A 16,520-nucleotide genomic window follows, 5' to 3' on the forward strand; every position below is an offset into this window, starting at 1 on the left:
GTGGGAGGATGAGGAGGTGAGCACCCCATCGCCGTTCGGCGGCCGCATGTCCAGAGCCTTCCCGACTTTGCCGCAGGGCGAGACGGTCGCGAGCTTCGAGACCTACGCCGAGGCGCAGGCGGGTGTCGACGCGCTCGCGAAGGCCGAGTTCCCGCTCAAGGAGCTCGCGATCGTCGGCACGGGGCTCACGAGCGTCGAGCGCATCACCGGCAAGCTCACGTGGGGCCGTGCGGCCGGTGCCGGTGCGCTCTCGGGCGCCTGGTTCGGCACGTTCCTCGGCCTGCTGTTCTTCATCTTCGCGCCCACGCCGTCCTCGGTCGGCATCCTGATCTCGGCCGTGCTCATCGGCGCCGGCTTCGGCATGATCTTCAGCGTGGTCTCGTACTCGGTCAACCGCCGTCGCCGCGACTTCACCTCGGTCGCGCAGGTGCTCGCCACGAGCTACTCGATCGTGGCCGAGACCGCGCACGTCGAACGCGCCCGACAGGTGCTCGGCGTGACCGAGGCGCCCGCGCCGGCCCTGCCGACGCCCGGTGCCGCGTCGCCCGCCCAGCCGTTCGCGTCGTCGCGTACCCGCTCGTCATCGGCCGGCCAGTACGGGGAGATGTCGGATGCCGCGGCAGCCGACCATCCTGCCGCCACCGACAGCGGGGCCGCCGAACCGGCGGTCGCCGCTGACGCCTCGGCGTCCGATCCCGAGGTCGCGCCCGACGCCGGCGCGGCGGAGCCGCAGGGCCTCACGTACGGCGAGGCGCTCGACGCCGCCCGACGTGCGGAGCGCGAGAAGCGGCGGTCCGGCGGCGACGCCTGAGCGGCCCCCCGGCGTTGCTGCGAGGTCGCTGAGTTCGGCCGACGAGCGGGGACTCGCGATATATCGTGTCTCCATGGTGACCGAGCAGGAACTCTCACGCGAGATCGACGAGGCCGAACGCCACGACCGCCCGATCCGGCGGGTGCTGCGCGGCATCCGTCGGCGCATCCACGACCGCCCGGCGCTGCGGCGCACCTACCGCGTGCTCGTCGGCGTGCTCGGCGGAACCGTCGCCGTCGTCGGGCTCGCCCTCGTGCCACTGCCGGGGCCCGGATGGCTCGTGGTCTTCCTCGGACTCGCGATCCTCGGCACCGAGTTCGCCTGGGCGCGCCGCCTCGCGGCCTTCACGAAGCGTCAGCTCGCCCGCTTCTGGGCCTGGTGGCAGGCCCGCCGCGCTGCGAAGACGGCAGCGGGGCGACGCGGCGTGACCGCCTGACGCGTCAGCGGACGAACCTCACTCGCCGTACGTCACCACGACGATGGCCGTCGGCGAGAGCTCGAAGCCCTGGCCGCTGGTCGCGTCCTCGCACCGAACGCCGTCGTCGGTCGTCGACTGGCACGACACCGTGCCCACCGTGATGCGTTCACCTTCGGCGAGGATGTGCGCGGCCCGCATGCCGCCGAACGCGGCGTCGGTGTTTCGACGAGGCATCGGGGCGTCGTCACCGCGCACGACGAGTCCGTTGCGGCATCCGAGCTCCCCGAGCTGCGCGCAGTACTCGGCGAAGGAGGTGTCCTCCCAGCGCCAGGTCTGGCCGAGGGATACCGCGCAGCCCCAGGCGGCTTCATCGGGGAACTCCCAGTCGGAGGTGATCTGGCAGTTGACCGTTCCGTCGCCCACGCCGAACGACGTGTCCGGCAGGTACTCGGTGGTGAAGCGCGCGGGATCCACTTCGACCGGCTCGACCGGCTCGGCCGGCTCGACCGGTTCGGGGGACGGGGCCGCCTCGGTGGCGTCGCCGACGGCCGTCTCGGTGGGTGCGATCGTCGTGGCGGGCGTCTCGAGCGGGGCGGCCGTGGGGGCCGCGACGCATCCGCTGAGCAGCAGGGCGAGCGCCGCCGAGGCTCCGGCGACGGCGGCGATGCGGAACGCGTCGCCGAACGGGTTTCGGGTCATGATCGGAAATCTAGGGCATGCTCGGGCCGGGGCGCAGCGGTGCGACCCGCCCGCGCATCACGGTTCGATCACGGGCGTGCGGCCCCCTGCACCCATGCCTCGACCTCGGCGACCGTGCGCGGGGTCCCGCGGACAGGTTCTCGGTGCCTCGGATGCCGCCGCCGGGCGCCGGGCGCCGGGCGCCGGGCGTCGTCGACGGCCTGAGCGTCACCAGATCCGGTTGCGGGAGTGCGAGATCGTGAAACCGTGAGCATGGTCGGCGTCTCGACACGTGACACCGGTGTCCGTCGACTCGCAGGTGATCGGTCCGACGACGATCGCAGACCCGTACGGGAGTACCCAATCGACGGGATGCAGCGAGTAGGTGGCGTCGCTCTTGGCGAGCGGACGCGGCGTCTCGCCGCCGTCGGACTCGATCCCCCAACCGCAACGGACCTCCATGCCGTGACAGAAATCGCTCGGGTCGGCGTCGGGGAACGACCAGTCCTTCTCATCGATCCGGCATCCATAGAGGAAATCCTCGGAGGACCTCTGGCGGTAGATTCCGCAGTGCAGATTTCCGGAGGGCGAGTCGAACTCGAACCCCCTGCCGGGGTCCCCTGCCTCCGTGCCGGCGAGAAGCGGTGAGGCGGCGAGGTCGTACGATGCCGGATCGACGATCGCGAACTGCGTCGCGTCGGGCGTCGGCTCCGACGTGGGACTGGGACTGGGGGTGGGAACGGACGTCGGCACGGGCGCCGGCTGCGTCGGTGCCGCCGAGCTCGACGCAGCATCGCCGTTCCCGGCCTCGGCGGCCGCGCCTCCGACACATCCGGTGAGGAGGAGCAGGCAGGGGAGGGCAAGCAGCACCGCTGCTGCGTGGTGTCGGGTCACACGTTGAACTTATTCGTCCCACGGGCCGCACAATGTCACGATTCAGCGACGAGCGACGAGCGACGAGCGACGAGCGACGAGCGACGAGCGACGAGCCACGAGCCGGCATTCGACCGGTGATGCCGCATTCGCGGCGCAATGAAGACGGCAGCGGGCGGCACCGTCTGGGCGGCACCGCCCGCGAGGGTCAGGCCTGCTGCGCCCCCTGCACCCACGCCTCGACCTCGGCGACCGTGCGCGGGATGCCCGCGGACAGATTCTCGGCGCCGTCGGCCGTGACGACGATGTCGTCTTCGATGCGCACGCCGATGCCGCGGAACTCCGCCGGAACGGTGAGGTCGTCGGTCTGGAAGTAGAGCCCGGGCTCGATCGTGAAGACCATTCCGGCCTCGAGCACGCCGTCCATGTACATCTCGCGACGCGCCTGCGCGCAGTCGTGCACGTCGAGTCCGAGGTGGTGGCTGGTGCCGTGCACCATGTAGCGGCGGTGGAACTGGTTCTCGGGCCGCAGCGACTCCTCGGCCGAGACCGGAAGGAAGCCCCACTCGGCGGTCTTGCGTGCGATCACGGCCATCGCGGCGGCGTGCACCTCGCGGAAGATCGCGCCGGGACGCACGACGGCGAACGCGGCATCCGCTGCCTCGAGCACGGCCTCGTACACCTGGCGCTGCACGTCGGAGAAGGTGCCGTTGACCGGGAACGTGCGCGTGATGTCGGCCGTGTAGTAGGAGTCGAGCTCGACGCCCGCGTCGAGCAGCACGAGGTCGCCTGGCACGACGGCGCCGTCGTTGCGGGTCCAGTGCAGGATCGTCGCGTGCGGGCCGGCGGCCGCGATCGAGCCGTAGCCCACGTCGTTGCCGTCGAGGCGGGCCCGGGTGGCGAACACGCCCTCGATGACGCGCTCACCGCGCACCTCCGACGTGATGCGCGGCAGCTCCTCGAAGACCTCGGTGAAGCCGCGCTGCGTCGCGTCGACCGCCGCGCGCATCTCGCCGATCTCGAACTCGTCCTTCACGAGGCGGAGCTCGGAGAGCACGCGGGCGAGTTCGGCGTCGGGCTCGTGGTCGCCGCCGAACTCGAGCGAGAAGGGCGCGTCCTGCGCGTTCGTCGACAGCGCCTCCTCGGCGGCGAAGCGGATGCGGGCGTGGTCGATGCGCTCGGTGAGTGCGGCGTCGGCCTCGCGGAGCACGAGCGTCGACGTGTCGACCCTGCCGATCACGGTGTCGAGCTCGTCGAGCCCGCGCGTGCGGATCGCGAGGTCGGCCGCGACGTGCTCGAGCGAGGGGCGTGCGCCGATCCAGAACTCGCCGATCGCGGGGTTCGCGTAGAACTCCTCGGAGTCGCGGCCCGCGCGCTCGCGGAAGTACACGGTCGCGACGTGTCCCTCGCCGCTCTCGGGCTCGAGCACGAGCACCGCGCCGGGCTCGGAGTCGGAGCCCCAGCCGGTCAGGTGCGCGAACGCCGAGTGCGCGCGGAACGGGTAGTCGGTGTCGTTCGCGCGCTGCTTCATGTCGCCCGCGGGGATCACCAGGCGGATGCCGGTGAACGCCGCCGAGACGCGGGCCCGACGGGCCGCGGCGAACGAGGCCTGCTCGCGGGCCGTTGGCAGCGCCTCGTCGCGCGTCGCCCAGCCGCTGCTGATGAAGTCCTTGAACCCATCGGACCCGGGCGTCGTCGAACGGTTCGCGTTGCGGCCGCTCTCGTCGGCGCTGGTCGCGGCTGCCGTGGTCTCGGTGGTGGAGGTGTCGCTCGTGGTCATGTGCCCCATTCTCTCACCGGAGGCGCCCCGCGGCATCGGTCGGCGGGGGATGGATCGCCGCCTCAGTCCGTGCGCGAGAGGGTCGCGACGATCGGGCGGTGGTCGCTGCCCGCGCCGTCGACCTCTCCGATCACGCGGAACGCGTCGACCTTCCAGCCGGGCGTCGCGAGCACGTGGTCGATCGGGCTGCCGAGCACCTCGGGCAGGTCGGTCGGCCAGGTGCCGAGCCCGCCCGCACCGCCCTGCACCGCGGCATCCGCGCACCGGCCGAGGTCGCCGCCGTCGACGCCGCGACCGGCGAAGTGGTCGACGGTGGCGTTGAAGTCGCCGGCCATGATCACGTTCTCGCCCGCGCACTGCTCGGCGAGCCAGTCGAGGTCGCTGCGCCAGTTGCGCAGCTCCCAGCGGATGGGGGCGACCGCGTGCACCGCGACGATGCGAGGGCCGTCACCCGCGACGGGATCGGCGACGACCGACGGCAGCGTGTTCGTGTTGCCCGGCGGGCCCGAGACGAGGGCCGAGGTCACCTCGTAGTCGCCGAGCTCGGGCGAGATCAGGATCGTCGTCGACCGGGCCTTCGCGACGTCGTCGAACGAGACCGTGTGCACCCACATCGGGCTCCCGCCCTCGCGCATCGCGACCGCGACCTCCTCGCCGAGCGGCTCCGTGGTCTCGGGCAGCACGACCACGTCGGCCCCCTCCTCGAGGGCGAGCTCGGTGATCGTCGAGGCGTCGGGCACCTCGCCGAGCGTGTTCCACGAGAAGACGGTGACGGTGTCGGATGTCGCGGCCGCCGCGGCATCCGAACCGCCGAAGCCGCGCGCAGCCAGCACCGCGACGTTGCCCGCCGCGAAGACCGCGAGCACGAGCACCATGGCGAGGGCGAACGGGCGCACGCGGCGCGGGATCGCCAGCAGGCCGAACACGCCCGCGGCGACGATCGCGACGAGCGCCGCCGAGCCGCGGAGCGCGACGATGTGGGCGGCGATCCACTGGTTCTGGAGGCCGAACCCCTGCGGCCAGAGCAGGATGGCTGCGATGACCGCCGACACGAGGACGACGAGCCAGCCGAGGATGCGGGGGAGCATCCCACCAAGCTAGGCCACGAGGCTGTGGCGTCGCCGCGAGGGTGCTCGGCGTCGCGGACCGACCCGAGTCCGGCACCCGCGGCGGAGGGTCGCCGGCGCGGCCTAGCATGGGGGCATGGCTTCGTCGGCGGCATCCGTGATCGGTGAGGCCGACCTGCACGTGCATTCGACGGTCTCCGACGGCACGGGCGCCCCCGCTGCGCTCCTCGTCGAGGCGGCAGAGGTCGGGCTGTCGGCCATCGCGCTGACCGACCACGACTCGACCGCCGGTTGGGCCGAGGCCGCCGCCGCCGTGCCCGAGACTGGCGTCGCCCTCATCCCCGGCATGGAGCTCTCGACGCGCGAGCAGTACACGAGCGTGCACGTGCTCGCCTACCTCATCGACCCGTTCGACGAGCCGCTGCTGGCCGAGACCACGCGCATCCGCGAATCGAGGCTCACGCGCGCTGAAGAGATCGTGCGCAGCATCTCTCGGGACTACGCGCTCACGTGGGACGACGTGCTCGCCCAGACGGCGGTCGGCGCCACCGTCGGTCGCCCGCACATCGCCGACGCGCTCGTCGCGCGCGGCCACGCGAACACGAGGTCGGCGGCGTTCGCCGGCATCCTGCATCCCCGCCACGGGTATGCGCGGCCGCACTACGCGCCCGATCCGCTCACCGGGGTCCGACTCATCCGCGCCGCGGGCGGCGTGCCGGTGCTCGCCCACCCGGGTGCCCGCGGCGAGGAGCACGTCGTGTCGCATGCGCGCCTTCGGCAGCTCGTCGACGCCGGGCTGTTCGGCCTCGAGATCGACCACCCCGAGAACGAACCGGCGTCCAAGCCGCGGCTCCACGCCCTCGCACGCGAGTTCGGCCTGGCCGTCACGGGCTCCAGCGACTACCACGGCACGGGCAAGCCGAACCGCCTCGGGCAGGAGCGAACCCGCGCCGACGTCGTGGCCCGCATCCTCGAAGAGGGCACCGGCACGGCGCCAGTGCTGCCCTAGCCGACTGCGCGGACCGGCTTGCGCGGGCGGGGCTGCGCGGTGGGGGTGCTCGCAGACGACGAAGGGGGCGGATGCCGCGTGGCATCCGCCCCCTTCGTGCGGGTCGGTCGTGCGACCGGGTCAGGCCTGCGGCGCAGCGCCCGCCGAGCCGGCCGGACGCGGGCCGCGACGCCGGCGACGACGGCGAGGAGCCGCGTTGCCGTCGTGGTGCTCGCTGCCGCCGCCGTCGTGCGTGCCGGTGCCCGGCTCGCGGACGGTCGCGGTCGTGGCCTCGCCGGCCTCGGACGCAGCGGACGAGCTGGAGCCCGTTTCTACGGACGGAGCGCCGGATGCCGGAACGCCGCCGCGCGTGCGCTGACGCGAACGGCTGCTGCGGGGTGCGCGCTCGCCGTCGCCCTGGCGGGCCTCGCCACGGCCGTCGCCTCGGGCCTCGCTGCGCCCCTCGGTGCGGCCTGCCGTGCTCGACCGGGTCGGAGCTGCGACCGGGGAGGCCGGCTTGAGACGGCCCTTCGTGCCGACGGGGATGTCGAGGTCGGTGAACAGGTGCGGGCTCGACGAGTAGGTCTCGACCGGTTCGGGCTGACCGAACTCGAGCGCGCGGTTGATGAGCGCCCACTTGTGCAGGTCGTCCCAGTCGACGAAGGTGACGGCGATGCCGGTCTTGCCCGCTCGGCCCGTTCGGCCTGCGCGGTGCAGGTACGCCTTGTCGTCGTCGGGGATGGTGTGGTTGATCACGTGCGTGACGTCGTCGACGTCGATGCCTCGTGCCGCGACATCCGTGGCGATCAGGATGTCCTTCTTGCCGGCCTTGAACGCGGCCATCGCGCGCTCGCGCTGGTCCTGGTTGAGGTCGCCGTGCACGGCGGCGGCGTTGAAGCCGCGGTCGTTCAGCTCTTCGACGAGCTTCGCGGCCGCGCGCTTGGTGCGCGTGAAGATCACGGTCTTGCCCCGGCCGTCGGCCTGGAGGATGCGCGAGATGACCTCGTCCTTGTCGAGCGAGTGCGCCCGGTAGACGAGGTGCTTGATGTTCGCCTGCGTGAGGCCCTCGTCGGGGTCGGTCGCCCGGATGTGGATGGGCTTCGACATGAAGCGGCGCGCGAGCGCGACGATCGGGCCGGGCATCGTTGCCGAGAAGAGCATGGTGTGGCGCACCGCGGGGGTCTGCGCGAAGATCTTCTCGATGTCGGAGAGGAATCCGAGGTCGAGCATCTTGTCGGCCTCGTCGAGCACGACCTCCTGCACGTTCTTCAGCGACAGGAGCCGCTGCGATGCGAGGTCGAGGAGCCGCCCGGGGGTGCCGACCACGATCTGCGCGCCGGCCTTGATCTGCTCGATCTGGCCCTCGTAGGCCTTGCCGCCGTAGATCGAGACGACCTTGGTCGGCCGGTTCGACGTCGCCAGCTCGAGGTCTTCGGTGACCTGGACGCAGAGTTCGCGGGTCGGCACGACGACGAGCACCTTGACGCCGGGCTCGGGGTCGTCGCCGAGGCGCTGGATGATCGGCAGGCCGAACCCGAAGGTCTTGCCCGTGCCGGTCTTCGCCTGCCCGATGATGTCCTGGCCCGAGAGGGCGAGGGGGATGGTCTGCTCCTGGATGGGGAAGGCATCGAAGATGCCCTTGGTTGCGAGCGCGTCGACGATGTCGGACGCGACGCCGAGTTCTGCGAAAGTAGTCAAGTATCTGCCTGTCGGTTCAGCTGGAGAGGTGCGCGCTGCTTGTCCTCAGGCGCACGGCTGCGGGTCCGATGCCCGCATGCGACCTCCAGCCTATCGGAGAGAGCCTGAACGCCTCGGTTAGGCTGTGTGCCGTGGTGTCCTGGATCAATCGACGCGTTGCCCGCCCCGAGGCGCCGCGGCAGCGACCGCGCGTCGCGCCGACCGAGCTCACCCGGGTGGACTTCACCGAGCTGGTGCCCGAGCCGGTGCCCTTCCTGGGCCAGGCCGCCTACATCCAGCTCGTCTTCTTCGAGGGGCTCTCGCTCGCGGTGCAGACCGCGCCGGACCTCCGGTCGAAGGAGGGGCTGAGCGCCGCTGCGGGGGTCGCACTGCGCAAGCACCACGCGCTGATCGCCGAACTGCGGCAGCTCAGCGTCGAGCCCGTCGACGTCATGGCGCCGTTCGCGCCGGCCACCGAGCGGCTCCAGGAGGCTTGGCGCAGCGGCGACTGGCACGAGCTGCTGCTCGCCATCCACGTGACGTCGGGAATGCTCGACGGCTACTTCTCGCGGCTCTCGAACGGCCTGCACGCCGACCTCGCGCGCCGGGTGCGCACGATCCTCGACGAGGCGGGCTCTGCGGCGGTGCTCGAGCGGGAGCTCGGACTCGCGATCGCCGGGCAGCCGGGCCTCGCCGATCGGCTCGCCCTCTGGGGCCGGAGCCTCGTGGGCGACACGCTGCTCATCGCCCGCTCGGCACTGCACGCGTCCGAGGCGCGCGGCCTCGAGGAGCGCGTCGAGCCGATCTTCACCGAGCTCATCGCCGACCACACGCGACGCATGGACGCGCTCGGCCTCACGGCCTGACCCTCACGGCGTCACGGGCGGGCCGGTCGTGCCGGTGCCCTCGCACGCGAGAACGGCGCCCTCCCGGAGGAGGACGCCGTCACGTTGGTTCGCGAGGTCAGCCGACCTTCACCGCGCCGGTCGGGGTCGCCGTTGCCGGGCGCGAGAGGCGCTCGAAGAGCGAGGCATCCGCTCGCTCGCGCTTCGGGCCGATCAGGTAGGCGGATGCCGCGGACGCGAGCGCGGCGACCACGAGCGAGACGACCCAGATCCAGCCGCCGTCCCACGCCCAGCCGAGCCACGTGAGCGCGACCCAGACGATCGCGGCGACGCCTGCGCCGATCGAGGGGATCAGCAGCACGCCGTGCGTGTGCCGGAGCGGCAGGAGGTAGCGGGCGCCGAGGCCGAGGATCGCCCCGCCGAGCACGACGAAGAGCAGTTCCATGTCAGGCCACGAATCCGACGCGACGCGACTCCTCCGAGCCGATCTCGACATACGCGAGTGCGGCGGCGGGCACGAGGTAGACGCTGCCCTTCGAGTCGACGAACTTCAGCGACTTCGCGTCGCCCTCGAGGGCTGCGGCGACCTGGGTCTGGACCTCCTCTGCCGACTGGGACGACTCGAAACCGAGTTCGCGAGGGGAGTTCTGAATGCCGATCCGTACGTCCACAGTGGGCCTTTCTGTCCTTGCGACCACACTATGACACGGCTCGCGGGGCACGGGGCACGTTCACTGTCGGCGGAACGGGTTAACGTGTGGGCATGCCCAGCTCCACCGCCCCGTCGCAGCCCGATGCGACGCTCGTCGCACCCGATTCCGCGGCCCGGGCGGGGGGCCTCGCGGCAGGCCTGGTCCGGCGCATCTCAGAAGGGGTGCACCACGCCGTGTTCGGCGCTCCCGGGTCGGGCAAGACGACGCTCGCGGTCGAGCTCGTCGCCGACCGCGTCACCCGGCTCGGTTACGGGGTCGACGACGTGCTCGTGCTCTGCGCGAGCCGTTCGACGGCCACCGCGCTGCGCGATCGCATCGCCGTGCGGCTGGGCGTGACGACCCGCGGCCCGCTCGCGCGCACCGCGAACTCCATGGCCTTCCAGCTCGTGCGCGCCTACACCGCGGCGCCCGTGACGCTGCTCACGGGCGGCGAGCACGACCGCATCGTCGCCGACCTCGTCGAGGGCGGCATCCGCGACGGCTTCGGCCCGGAATGGCCCGAGCCGCTCACCCCCGAGGTGCGCGTGCTCAGGGGCTTCCGCACCGAGCTCCGCGACCTGCTCATGCGAGCGGTCGAGCTCGGCGTCGACGAACACGACCTCGCCCGGCTCGGCGAGGCCGCTGGGCGCCCCGAGTGGGTGGCCGCCGCCGCGTTCATGTCCGAGTACGCCGACGTCAAGGACCAGGTGCGGCCCAACCAGTTCGACTCCGCCGAGCTCGGCGCGTTCGCGGCCTCGATCGTGCGCCGCAGCCGGGTCCACCCCGAGGCGTCAGCGGCCCTCGGCCCGCTCGCCGGGTTGCGCATGCTCGTCGTCGACGACGCGCAGGAGACCACCGAGGCGTCGGCCTCGCTCATCGCCGCATTCGCCGCGTGCGGCGTGCAGATCGTCGCGATCGGCGATCCCGATGTCGCGAGCAACGGGTTTCGCGGCGGCCGCCCCGAACTGCTCGGCTCGCTGAGCTCGATGCTCGACGGTGCGCCCGTGCAGCGCATCGAACTGCCGACCGTGCACCGGGGGAGGCCCGAGATCGCCGAGATCGTGTCGGGCGTGCGCGCGCACATCGGCACCGCGCTCGGCGGCACGCACCGGTCGGCGGCGCTCGCGGGCGCCGAAGCCGACGCGCCAGCCGATCCGCTCGCCCCCGTGCTCGGCATCGAGGCGGCCTCGAGTGCGGCCGAGCACCTCGCGATCGCGTCGTTGCTGCGCGAGCGCCACCTGCTCGACGAGGTGCCGTGGTCGCAGATGGCCGTCGTCCTGCGCTCCGGCGGCGACGTGCCCGCGGTCGAACGCGCGCTGGCGCTCGCCGACGTGCCCACCGCGGGCGCCGCGACCGGACTCGCGCTCCGCGACGCACCGGCCGCCGCGGCCCTGCTCACGGCGTGCTCGTTCGTGCTCGGCCGCGAGCCGCTCACCGCCGACCTCGCGGTGGCCCTGCTCACCGGCCCGTTGGGCCGCCTCGACGGCATCGGGCTGCGACGGCTGCGACTGGCCCTGCGACACGAGGAGCTCGCCGCCGGCGGCACCCGCACGGGCGACGAACTGCTCGTCGACGCGCTCTCGGCACCCGGCGGGTTCGTCACGATCGACGCCGCACCGGGGCGACGGGCGGCCAGGCTCGCCGCAGTGCTCGACGGCGCCGTGCAGGTGGCCCGGGGCGGAGGCACGATCGAAGAGGTGCTCTGGTCGCTCTGGGAGGGCGGCGGGCTCGGCACCGAGTGGGGTCGTCAGGCCGCCGGCACTGGCGTGCTCGCCGACGAGGCCGACCGCTCGCTCGATGCCGCGGTCGCGCTCTTCTCGGCCGCGACGAGATTCGTCGAGCGCGAGCCGGGGGCACCTGCCGTCCGCTTCGTCGACGAGGTGCTGGCGAGCGAGCTGCCCGAAGACTCGCTGGCGCCCCGACGCACGGCCGAGACCGTGCTCGTGACCACGCCGCAGGGCGTGGTCGGGCGCGAGTTCGACGTGATGGTCGTCGCCGGGCTCCAAGACGCGGTGTGGCCGAACCTCCGCCCCCGCGGAACGCTGCTGCACGCCGGGCTCCTGCCGCGAGTGACGCAGGCGGCCAGATCGGGCTCGCCTCTGCCCGGGGTCGAGAGCCCGGCCGAGGTCCGCGCCTCGGTGCGCGACGACGAGCTGCGCATGTTCGTGCTCGCGGTCTCGCGAGCTCGACGCCAGGTCGTGCTCGCGTGCACCTCGAACGACGACGAGCAGCCGTCGGTGCTCATGGGCTACGCCCGGGAGCGCGTGCGGCCGCGGCGGCGTCCGCTGCAACTCCGCCCGCTCGTCGGCGCGCTCCGGCGCGAGGCCGTCACGGGCGATCCCGAGTCCGCCGCCGCGCTCGCGCTGCTCGCCGAAGAGGGCGTGCCCGGCGCCGATCCGAACGAGTGGTACGGGCTGGCCGGCCTGTCGAACGAGGCACCGCTCGTCGACCTCGAGGGCGATCCCGAGGCATCCGTGCAGGTGTCGCCGTCGCAGATCGACCGGGTCGAGGAGTCGCCGCTCGGATGGTTCGTCGACCACATCGCGTCTCCGCCGTCGGGCGTGGCCGCGTCGATCGGCACCATCGTGCACGCCGTGGTCGAAGAGATCGGCGCGCGCGACGACGGCGAGACCGGGGTCGAGACGATCTGGGCGGCCGTCGAGGAGCGGCTCAAGGGCGTGCGCTTCGAGGCGGGCTGGGTCGCCGAGCGCGAACGACGAGGGGCGAGGCGCATGGCCGAGGGGGCCGCCGAGTACCTCGGCTCCTTCGACGACGATGCGAAGCTGCTGCTCGGCGCCGAGGGGAAGTTCACCATCACCATCGACCGGGTTCGCATCACGGGCACCATCGACCGCATCGAGGCCTCGCCCGACGGCACGACCGTGATCGTCGACATCAAGACCGGGCGCACGGCGCCGACGTTCGCGCAGACGGCGGCGCATCCGCAGCTCGCCGCCTACCAGCTCGCCGCTCGCGAGAGCGCGGTGCCCTCGGCAGGGGTGCTCGGGGGAGCGAAGCTCGTCTACGTCGCCACGCCCTCGCGCGGGCTCGCCTACACCGAGCGCGCCCAGCAGCCCTTCGACGACGAGGCCGATGCGGCGTTCCGCGACCGACTCGCCGAAGTGGGCAGGGTCATGGCCGGCTCGAGCTTCGAGGGCACGACCGAACCGGGTCACCGGTCGCGGTTCGGCTCATGGCAGTACCGCGTGCACCTCGTGCCGGCGGTCTCCGCATGAGCGGCCTCCCGAATCGCCTGAGCGCCGCCGAGATCGCCACGCGTCTCGGCCTGCACCTGCCGACCCCCGAACAGCAGGCGGTCATCGAGGCAGACCCGCACGGCGCCAGCATCGTGGTCGCCGGTGCAGGCAGCGGCAAGACCGAGACCATGGCCAACCGCGTCGTGTGGCTGCTCGCCAACGGCCATGTCGGCGTCGCCGACGTGCTCGGGCTCACCTTCACCCGCAAGGCCGCGGGCGAGCTCGCCGAGCGCGTGCGCGAGCGGGTGGCGCAGCTCGTGCACGAGGGCATCGCCGAGCTCGTCATCGACCCGCTCGAGTCGGCGACCGTGAGCACGTACCACTCGTTCGCGAGCGCGATCTACCGCGAGCACGCCATGCGCATCGGGCGGGAGCCCGACGCGACCGTGCTCGGCGAGGCATCCGCCTGGCTCCTCGCGCGATCGGTCGTGAGCGCCTCGGCCGACGACCGGCTCATCGAACTCGACGCCTCGCTCGACCGGGTGACGGGCGCGGCCCTGTCGCTGAGCCGCGCGCTCGCCGAGAACGTCGCCGACAGCCGCGACGTGCGCGCCTTCGCCCGTGACTTCCTCGCGATGCGCGGACTGCCGATCGAGGCCCCGCGCAAGCGCACCGACTTCGACTCGTTCGTCGGGGCGCTGGGCGTGGTCGATGCGTTGCCGCCCCTGCTCGAGCTCGCCGACGCCTATGCCGCGGCCAAGCGCGAGCGCGGCTACGTCGAGTTCTCCGACCAGGTGGCGCTCGCCCTGCAGATCTGCGTCGAGCATCCCGATGTCGTCGTCGAGCACCGCGAGCGCTCGCGCACGGTGCTGCTCGACGAGTACCAGGACACCAGCGTCGTGCAGACGCGCCTGCTCGCCTCGCTGTTCGAGGGGCATCCGGTGATGGCGGTCGGCGACCCCGACCAGTCGATCTACGGATGGCGCGGCGCGAGCGCCGCCAACCTCGCGCGGTTCGACCGGGACTTCGGAAAGGGCGCTGCGTCGGTCTACCACCTGTCGACCAGCTGGCGGAACCCGCGCATCGTGCTCGATGCGGCGAACACCCTCATCTCCTCGCTCGACGCCGGTATTCCGAAGGCGCCGCTCGCGCCCTCGCCGTTCGCGGGTGCCGGCCGACTCGACGTGGCCTGGGGCGAGACCATCGACGACGAGGCCGACCAGGTCGCGCGCTGGTTCGCCGAGCGGCTCGGGCGCAGCGGTCGCAGTGGCCGCGCCGCGGGCGATGCGAGCCTCGCAGCGAGGGGCAGGGCGTCCGGTGCCGAATCCGGGCCGGAGCACCAGGTGGCGTCCGCGCCGGCAGCGGCATCGGATGCGGCGGCGCAGAAGAGCGGGGCTCTGCTCTGTCGCACCTTCGCGAACGTCGATGTCTTCACGCATGCGCTGCGTGCTCATGGTGTACCCGTTCACGTGCTCGGCATGGCCGGGCTGCTCGACCAACCCGTCATCGCCGACCTCGTGTGCGTACTGCGAGTGCTGCACGACCCCACCGCCGGTGCCGAACTCGTGCGCGTGCTCGGCGGCGCCCGCTGGCGCATCGGTCCGGCCGACCTCAACGGGCTCCGCGACGTGGCCCGCTGGCTCGTCGATCGCGACCTCGCTCGCCGTCGTCTCGATGACGACGTGCGACGTGAGCTCCGGGCGTCGACCGCGGCAGAGGAGTCGCCGTCGATCGTCGACGCGCTGGACTTCGTGCTCACGGCCCCCGACGACCATCGGGCGCTCGCGGGCATCAGCGCGACCGGCCTGGCCAGGCTCCGCCGCGCAGGCTCCCAGCTGCAGGCGCTCCGTCGGCGGGCAGGGCTCGGCCTCATCGACTTCGTGCACCTCGTGCAGCAGGAACTGCTCCTCGACATCGAGGTCGCCGCGAACGCCGACCAGCCGCTCGGCCGGCCGAGCCTCGAGGCGTTCGACGAACTGCTCGCCGGCTTCGCCGACGACTCGGAGCATCCGACGCTCGGGGCCTTCCTCGGCTGGCTGACCGAGGCCGAGCAACGAGACCGGCTCGCGCCGCGTCAAGACGAGCCGGAGCCGGGCGCCGTGCAGGTGCTCTCGATCCACGGTTCGAAGGGCCTCGAGTGGGACGTCGTGGCGGTGCCGCGCATGGTCGATCAGGAGATCCCGTCCAAGCCGCGCTCGGCCAAAGGCTGGCTCGCGTTCGGCGAGCTGCCGAACGAGTTCAAGGGCGACCGCGACGAACTGCCCGAGCTCGGCTGGCGCGGCGTGCAGAGTCAGCGCGAGTTCGACGAGGCCGTCACGGCGTTCGCCGAAGAGAACCGCGAACGCCACGCCGACGAGGAACGACGCCTCGCCTACGTCGCCGTCACGCGTACCCGCTCCGACCTGCTGCTCAGCGGTTCGTGGTGGTCGACCCAGAAGACGGCACGGCCGCCGAGCGCCTTCCTGCGCGAACTGGCCGTCGCCGGCGTCATCGAGCCCGATCTGCTGCCGAGTGCACCGGCCGACGACGAGAACCCGCGCGCCGATGCCGACGCGCGCGTGCAGTGGCCACTCGACCCGCTCGGGGCGCGCCGTCCGGGCGTGGTGCGCGCAGCCGACGCCGTGAGGCTCGCCGCCGACGGTCCGAGCGGTGCCGGCATCGGGCCGCAGCTCTCGTCCGAGCTGACCCTGCTCATCGAGGAACGGCGGCGTCGCCAGGCCGGGCCAGGGCCGACGCCGATCCCGTCGCGCGTTCCAGCATCGCGGTTCAAGGACTACCTCGACGACCCGGAAGCCGTTGCCTCGCAACTGCGTCGACCCATGCCGCAACGGCCCTACCGAGCCACGCGCCTCGGCACCCTGTTCCACGAGTGGGTCGAGCACCGGTCCACCGGGGAGTCCGCTGCTGCCGCCGTCGACGACGGGCTGTTCGGCCTCGAGTTGCTCGGCGCGATCGACGAGGCCGAACGTCTCAGCCCCGTCGGCGGCGTCGCAGCGGGCGGTCTCGGTGCACTCGACGGCGCGCCGGGCGGCGAGCCGCTCGCCGCCCGCGATCCGCAGGCCACGGCCACCGACTCCGATCGACTCGCCGCACTCCGCGCCACGTTCGAGGCGTCGGAGTGGGGCGCTCGTCGTCCGCGCGAGGTCGAGATCGAACTGCATCTGCCGATCGACGAGCACGTGTTCGTCTGCAAGCTCGATGCCGTCTACGACGTGCCCGATGGCGGCGAACTCGCCGCCCGCGGCATCCGCTACCAGGTCGTCGACTGGAAGACCGGTCGCGCACCGCGCAACGCTCGCGACCTCGAGCTCAAGCAGACCCAGCTCGCGCTCTACCGCCTGGCCTACGCGGCATGGGCGGGCGTCTCACCCGACGAGGTCGACGCGGTGTTCTACTTCGTCGAAGACGATCGCGTCATCAGGCCCGACGAACTCTACGACGAGGCCGCGCTGCGGAGCGCGTGGGCGGCGGCGGTCACCACCTGAGCTGCGTGC

13 protein-coding genes are annotated in these 16,520 nt (G+C 72.5%); 6 read left to right on the forward strand and 7 right to left on the reverse strand.

Going from position 1 to position 16,520, the window contains the following annotated elements:
* Nucleotides 1-16 precede the first annotated feature (16 nt).
* On the forward strand, nt 17-811 hold the full coding sequence (locus ASE68_RS20520) for a general stress protein (protein WP_200921676.1): 795 nt from the start codon (nt 17-19) through the stop codon (nt 809-811).
* A 73-nt stretch (nt 812-884) separates the two neighbouring features.
* Entirely contained in the window at nt 885-1,247 is a 363-nt protein-coding gene (locus ASE68_RS07360) for a TIGR02611 family protein (protein ID WP_055856849.1), read from the forward strand.
* A gap of 18 nt (nt 1,248-1,265) precedes the next feature.
* Here the strand turns inward: ASE68_RS07360 and ASE68_RS07365 are convergent, their stop codons facing one another.
* From ASE68_RS07365 to ASE68_RS07380, 4 genes are all read right to left on the reverse strand, one after another.
* Nucleotides 1,266-1,928, reverse strand: coding sequence for a hypothetical protein (locus ASE68_RS07365; RefSeq protein ID WP_055856852.1), 663 nt, complete (start codon nt 1,926-1,928; stop codon nt 1,266-1,268).
* A 207-nt stretch (nt 1,929-2,135) separates the two neighbouring features.
* The gene (locus tag ASE68_RS07370; protein WP_055856855.1) at nt 2,136-2,801 is read right to left on the reverse strand and encodes a DUF6636 domain-containing protein; all 666 of its coding nucleotides are present in this window, start codon (nt 2,799-2,801) and stop codon (nt 2,136-2,138) included.
* A gap of 187 nt (nt 2,802-2,988) precedes the next feature.
* Nucleotides 2,989-4,560 carry an aminopeptidase P family protein gene (locus tag ASE68_RS07375; protein ID WP_055856858.1) on the reverse strand — a complete coding sequence of 524 codons (1,572 nt, stop codon included), beginning with the start codon at nt 4,558-4,560 and terminating at the stop codon, nt 2,989-2,991.
* 62 nt (nt 4,561-4,622) lie between these two features.
* Complete coding sequence (locus tag ASE68_RS07380; RefSeq protein WP_055856861.1) at nt 4,623-5,648, reverse strand: endonuclease/exonuclease/phosphatase family protein; 1,026 nt, start codon at nt 5,646-5,648, stop codon at nt 4,623-4,625.
* A gap of 115 nt (nt 5,649-5,763) precedes the next feature.
* Between ASE68_RS07380 and ASE68_RS07385 the strand changes: the two genes are divergently transcribed.
* Nucleotides 5,764-6,636: a PHP domain-containing protein gene (locus ASE68_RS07385; RefSeq protein ID WP_055856864.1), complete on the forward strand. Its 873-nt coding sequence runs from the start codon at nt 5,764-5,766 to the stop codon at nt 6,634-6,636.
* A 120-nt stretch (nt 6,637-6,756) separates the two neighbouring features.
* On the opposite strand, the gene ASE68_RS07390 is transcribed toward ASE68_RS07385, so the two are convergent.
* On the reverse strand, nt 6,757-8,313 hold the full coding sequence (locus ASE68_RS07390; protein ID WP_055856866.1) for a DEAD/DEAH box helicase: 1,557 nt from the start codon (nt 8,311-8,313) through the stop codon (nt 6,757-6,759).
* Nucleotides 8,314-8,444: 131 nt separating this feature from the next.
* On the opposite strand from ASE68_RS07390, the gene ASE68_RS07395 reads away from it, so the two are divergent.
* Nucleotides 8,445-9,158 carry a ferritin-like fold-containing protein gene (locus ASE68_RS07395; protein WP_235480784.1) on the forward strand — a complete coding sequence of 238 codons (714 nt, stop codon included), beginning with the start codon at nt 8,445-8,447 and terminating at the stop codon, nt 9,156-9,158.
* Nucleotides 9,159-9,255: 97 nt separating this feature from the next.
* Here ASE68_RS07395 and ASE68_RS07400 read toward each other — a convergent pair whose 3' ends face one another.
* Both ASE68_RS07400 and ASE68_RS07405 read right to left on the reverse strand, forming a co-directional pair.
* Nucleotides 9,256-9,582, reverse strand: coding sequence for a hypothetical protein (locus ASE68_RS07400; RefSeq protein WP_055856872.1), 327 nt, complete (start codon nt 9,580-9,582; stop codon nt 9,256-9,258).
* Between the two features lies 1 nt (nt 9,583).
* Nucleotides 9,584-9,808: a DUF3107 domain-containing protein gene (locus ASE68_RS07405; protein WP_055856876.1), complete on the reverse strand. Its 225-nt coding sequence runs from the start codon at nt 9,806-9,808 to the stop codon at nt 9,584-9,586.
* A gap of 92 nt (nt 9,809-9,900) precedes the next feature.
* Between ASE68_RS07405 and ASE68_RS07410 the strand changes: the two genes are divergently transcribed.
* Together ASE68_RS07410 and ASE68_RS07415 are read left to right on the forward strand one after the other, a co-directional pair.
* On the forward strand, nt 9,901-13,065 hold the full coding sequence (locus ASE68_RS07410; RefSeq protein ID WP_055860913.1) for a UrvD/REP family ATP-dependent DNA helicase: 3,165 nt from the start codon (nt 9,901-9,903) through the stop codon (nt 13,063-13,065).
* Nucleotides 13,062-16,511 carry an ATP-dependent DNA helicase gene (locus ASE68_RS07415; protein ID WP_055856879.1) on the forward strand — a complete coding sequence of 1,150 codons (3,450 nt, stop codon included), beginning with the start codon at nt 13,062-13,064 and terminating at the stop codon, nt 16,509-16,511. The genes ASE68_RS07410 and ASE68_RS07415 overlap by 4 nt, the downstream gene beginning before the upstream one ends.
* The last annotated feature ends 9 nt before the right edge of the window (nt 16,512-16,520 follow it).

Source organism: Agromyces sp. Leaf222, from assembly GCF_001421565.1.
Taxonomy (GTDB): domain Bacteria; phylum Actinomycetota; class Actinomycetes; order Actinomycetales; family Microbacteriaceae; genus Agromyces.

Bases quoted from the DNA above. Each gene is read 5' to 3' on its own strand.
- ASE68_RS07385 (WP_055856864.1), top strand. From the start codon at position 5,764: ATGGCTTCGTCGGCGGCATCCGTGATCGGTGAGGCCGACCTGCACGTG.
- ASE68_RS07410 (WP_055860913.1), top strand. From the start codon at position 9,901: ATGCCCAGCTCCACCGCCCCGTCGCAGCCCGATGCGACGCTCGTCGCA.
- ASE68_RS07360 (WP_055856849.1), top strand. From the start codon at position 885: ATGGTGACCGAGCAGGAACTCTCACGCGAGATCGACGAGGCCGAACGC.
- ASE68_RS07400 (WP_055856872.1), bottom strand. From the start codon at position 9,582: ATGGAACTGCTCTTCGTCGTGCTCGGCGGGGCGATCCTCGGCCTCGGC.
- ASE68_RS07380 (WP_055856861.1), bottom strand. From the start codon at position 5,648: ATGCTCCCCCGCATCCTCGGCTGGCTCGTCGTCCTCGTGTCGGCGGTC.
- ASE68_RS07365 (WP_055856852.1), bottom strand. From the start codon at position 1,928: ATGACCCGAAACCCGTTCGGCGACGCGTTCCGCATCGCCGCCGTCGCC.
- ASE68_RS07375 (WP_055856858.1), bottom strand. From the start codon at position 4,560: ATGACCACGAGCGACACCTCCACCACCGAGACCACGGCAGCCGCGACC.
- ASE68_RS07415 (WP_055856879.1), top strand. From the start codon at position 13,062: ATGAGCGGCCTCCCGAATCGCCTGAGCGCCGCCGAGATCGCCACGCGT.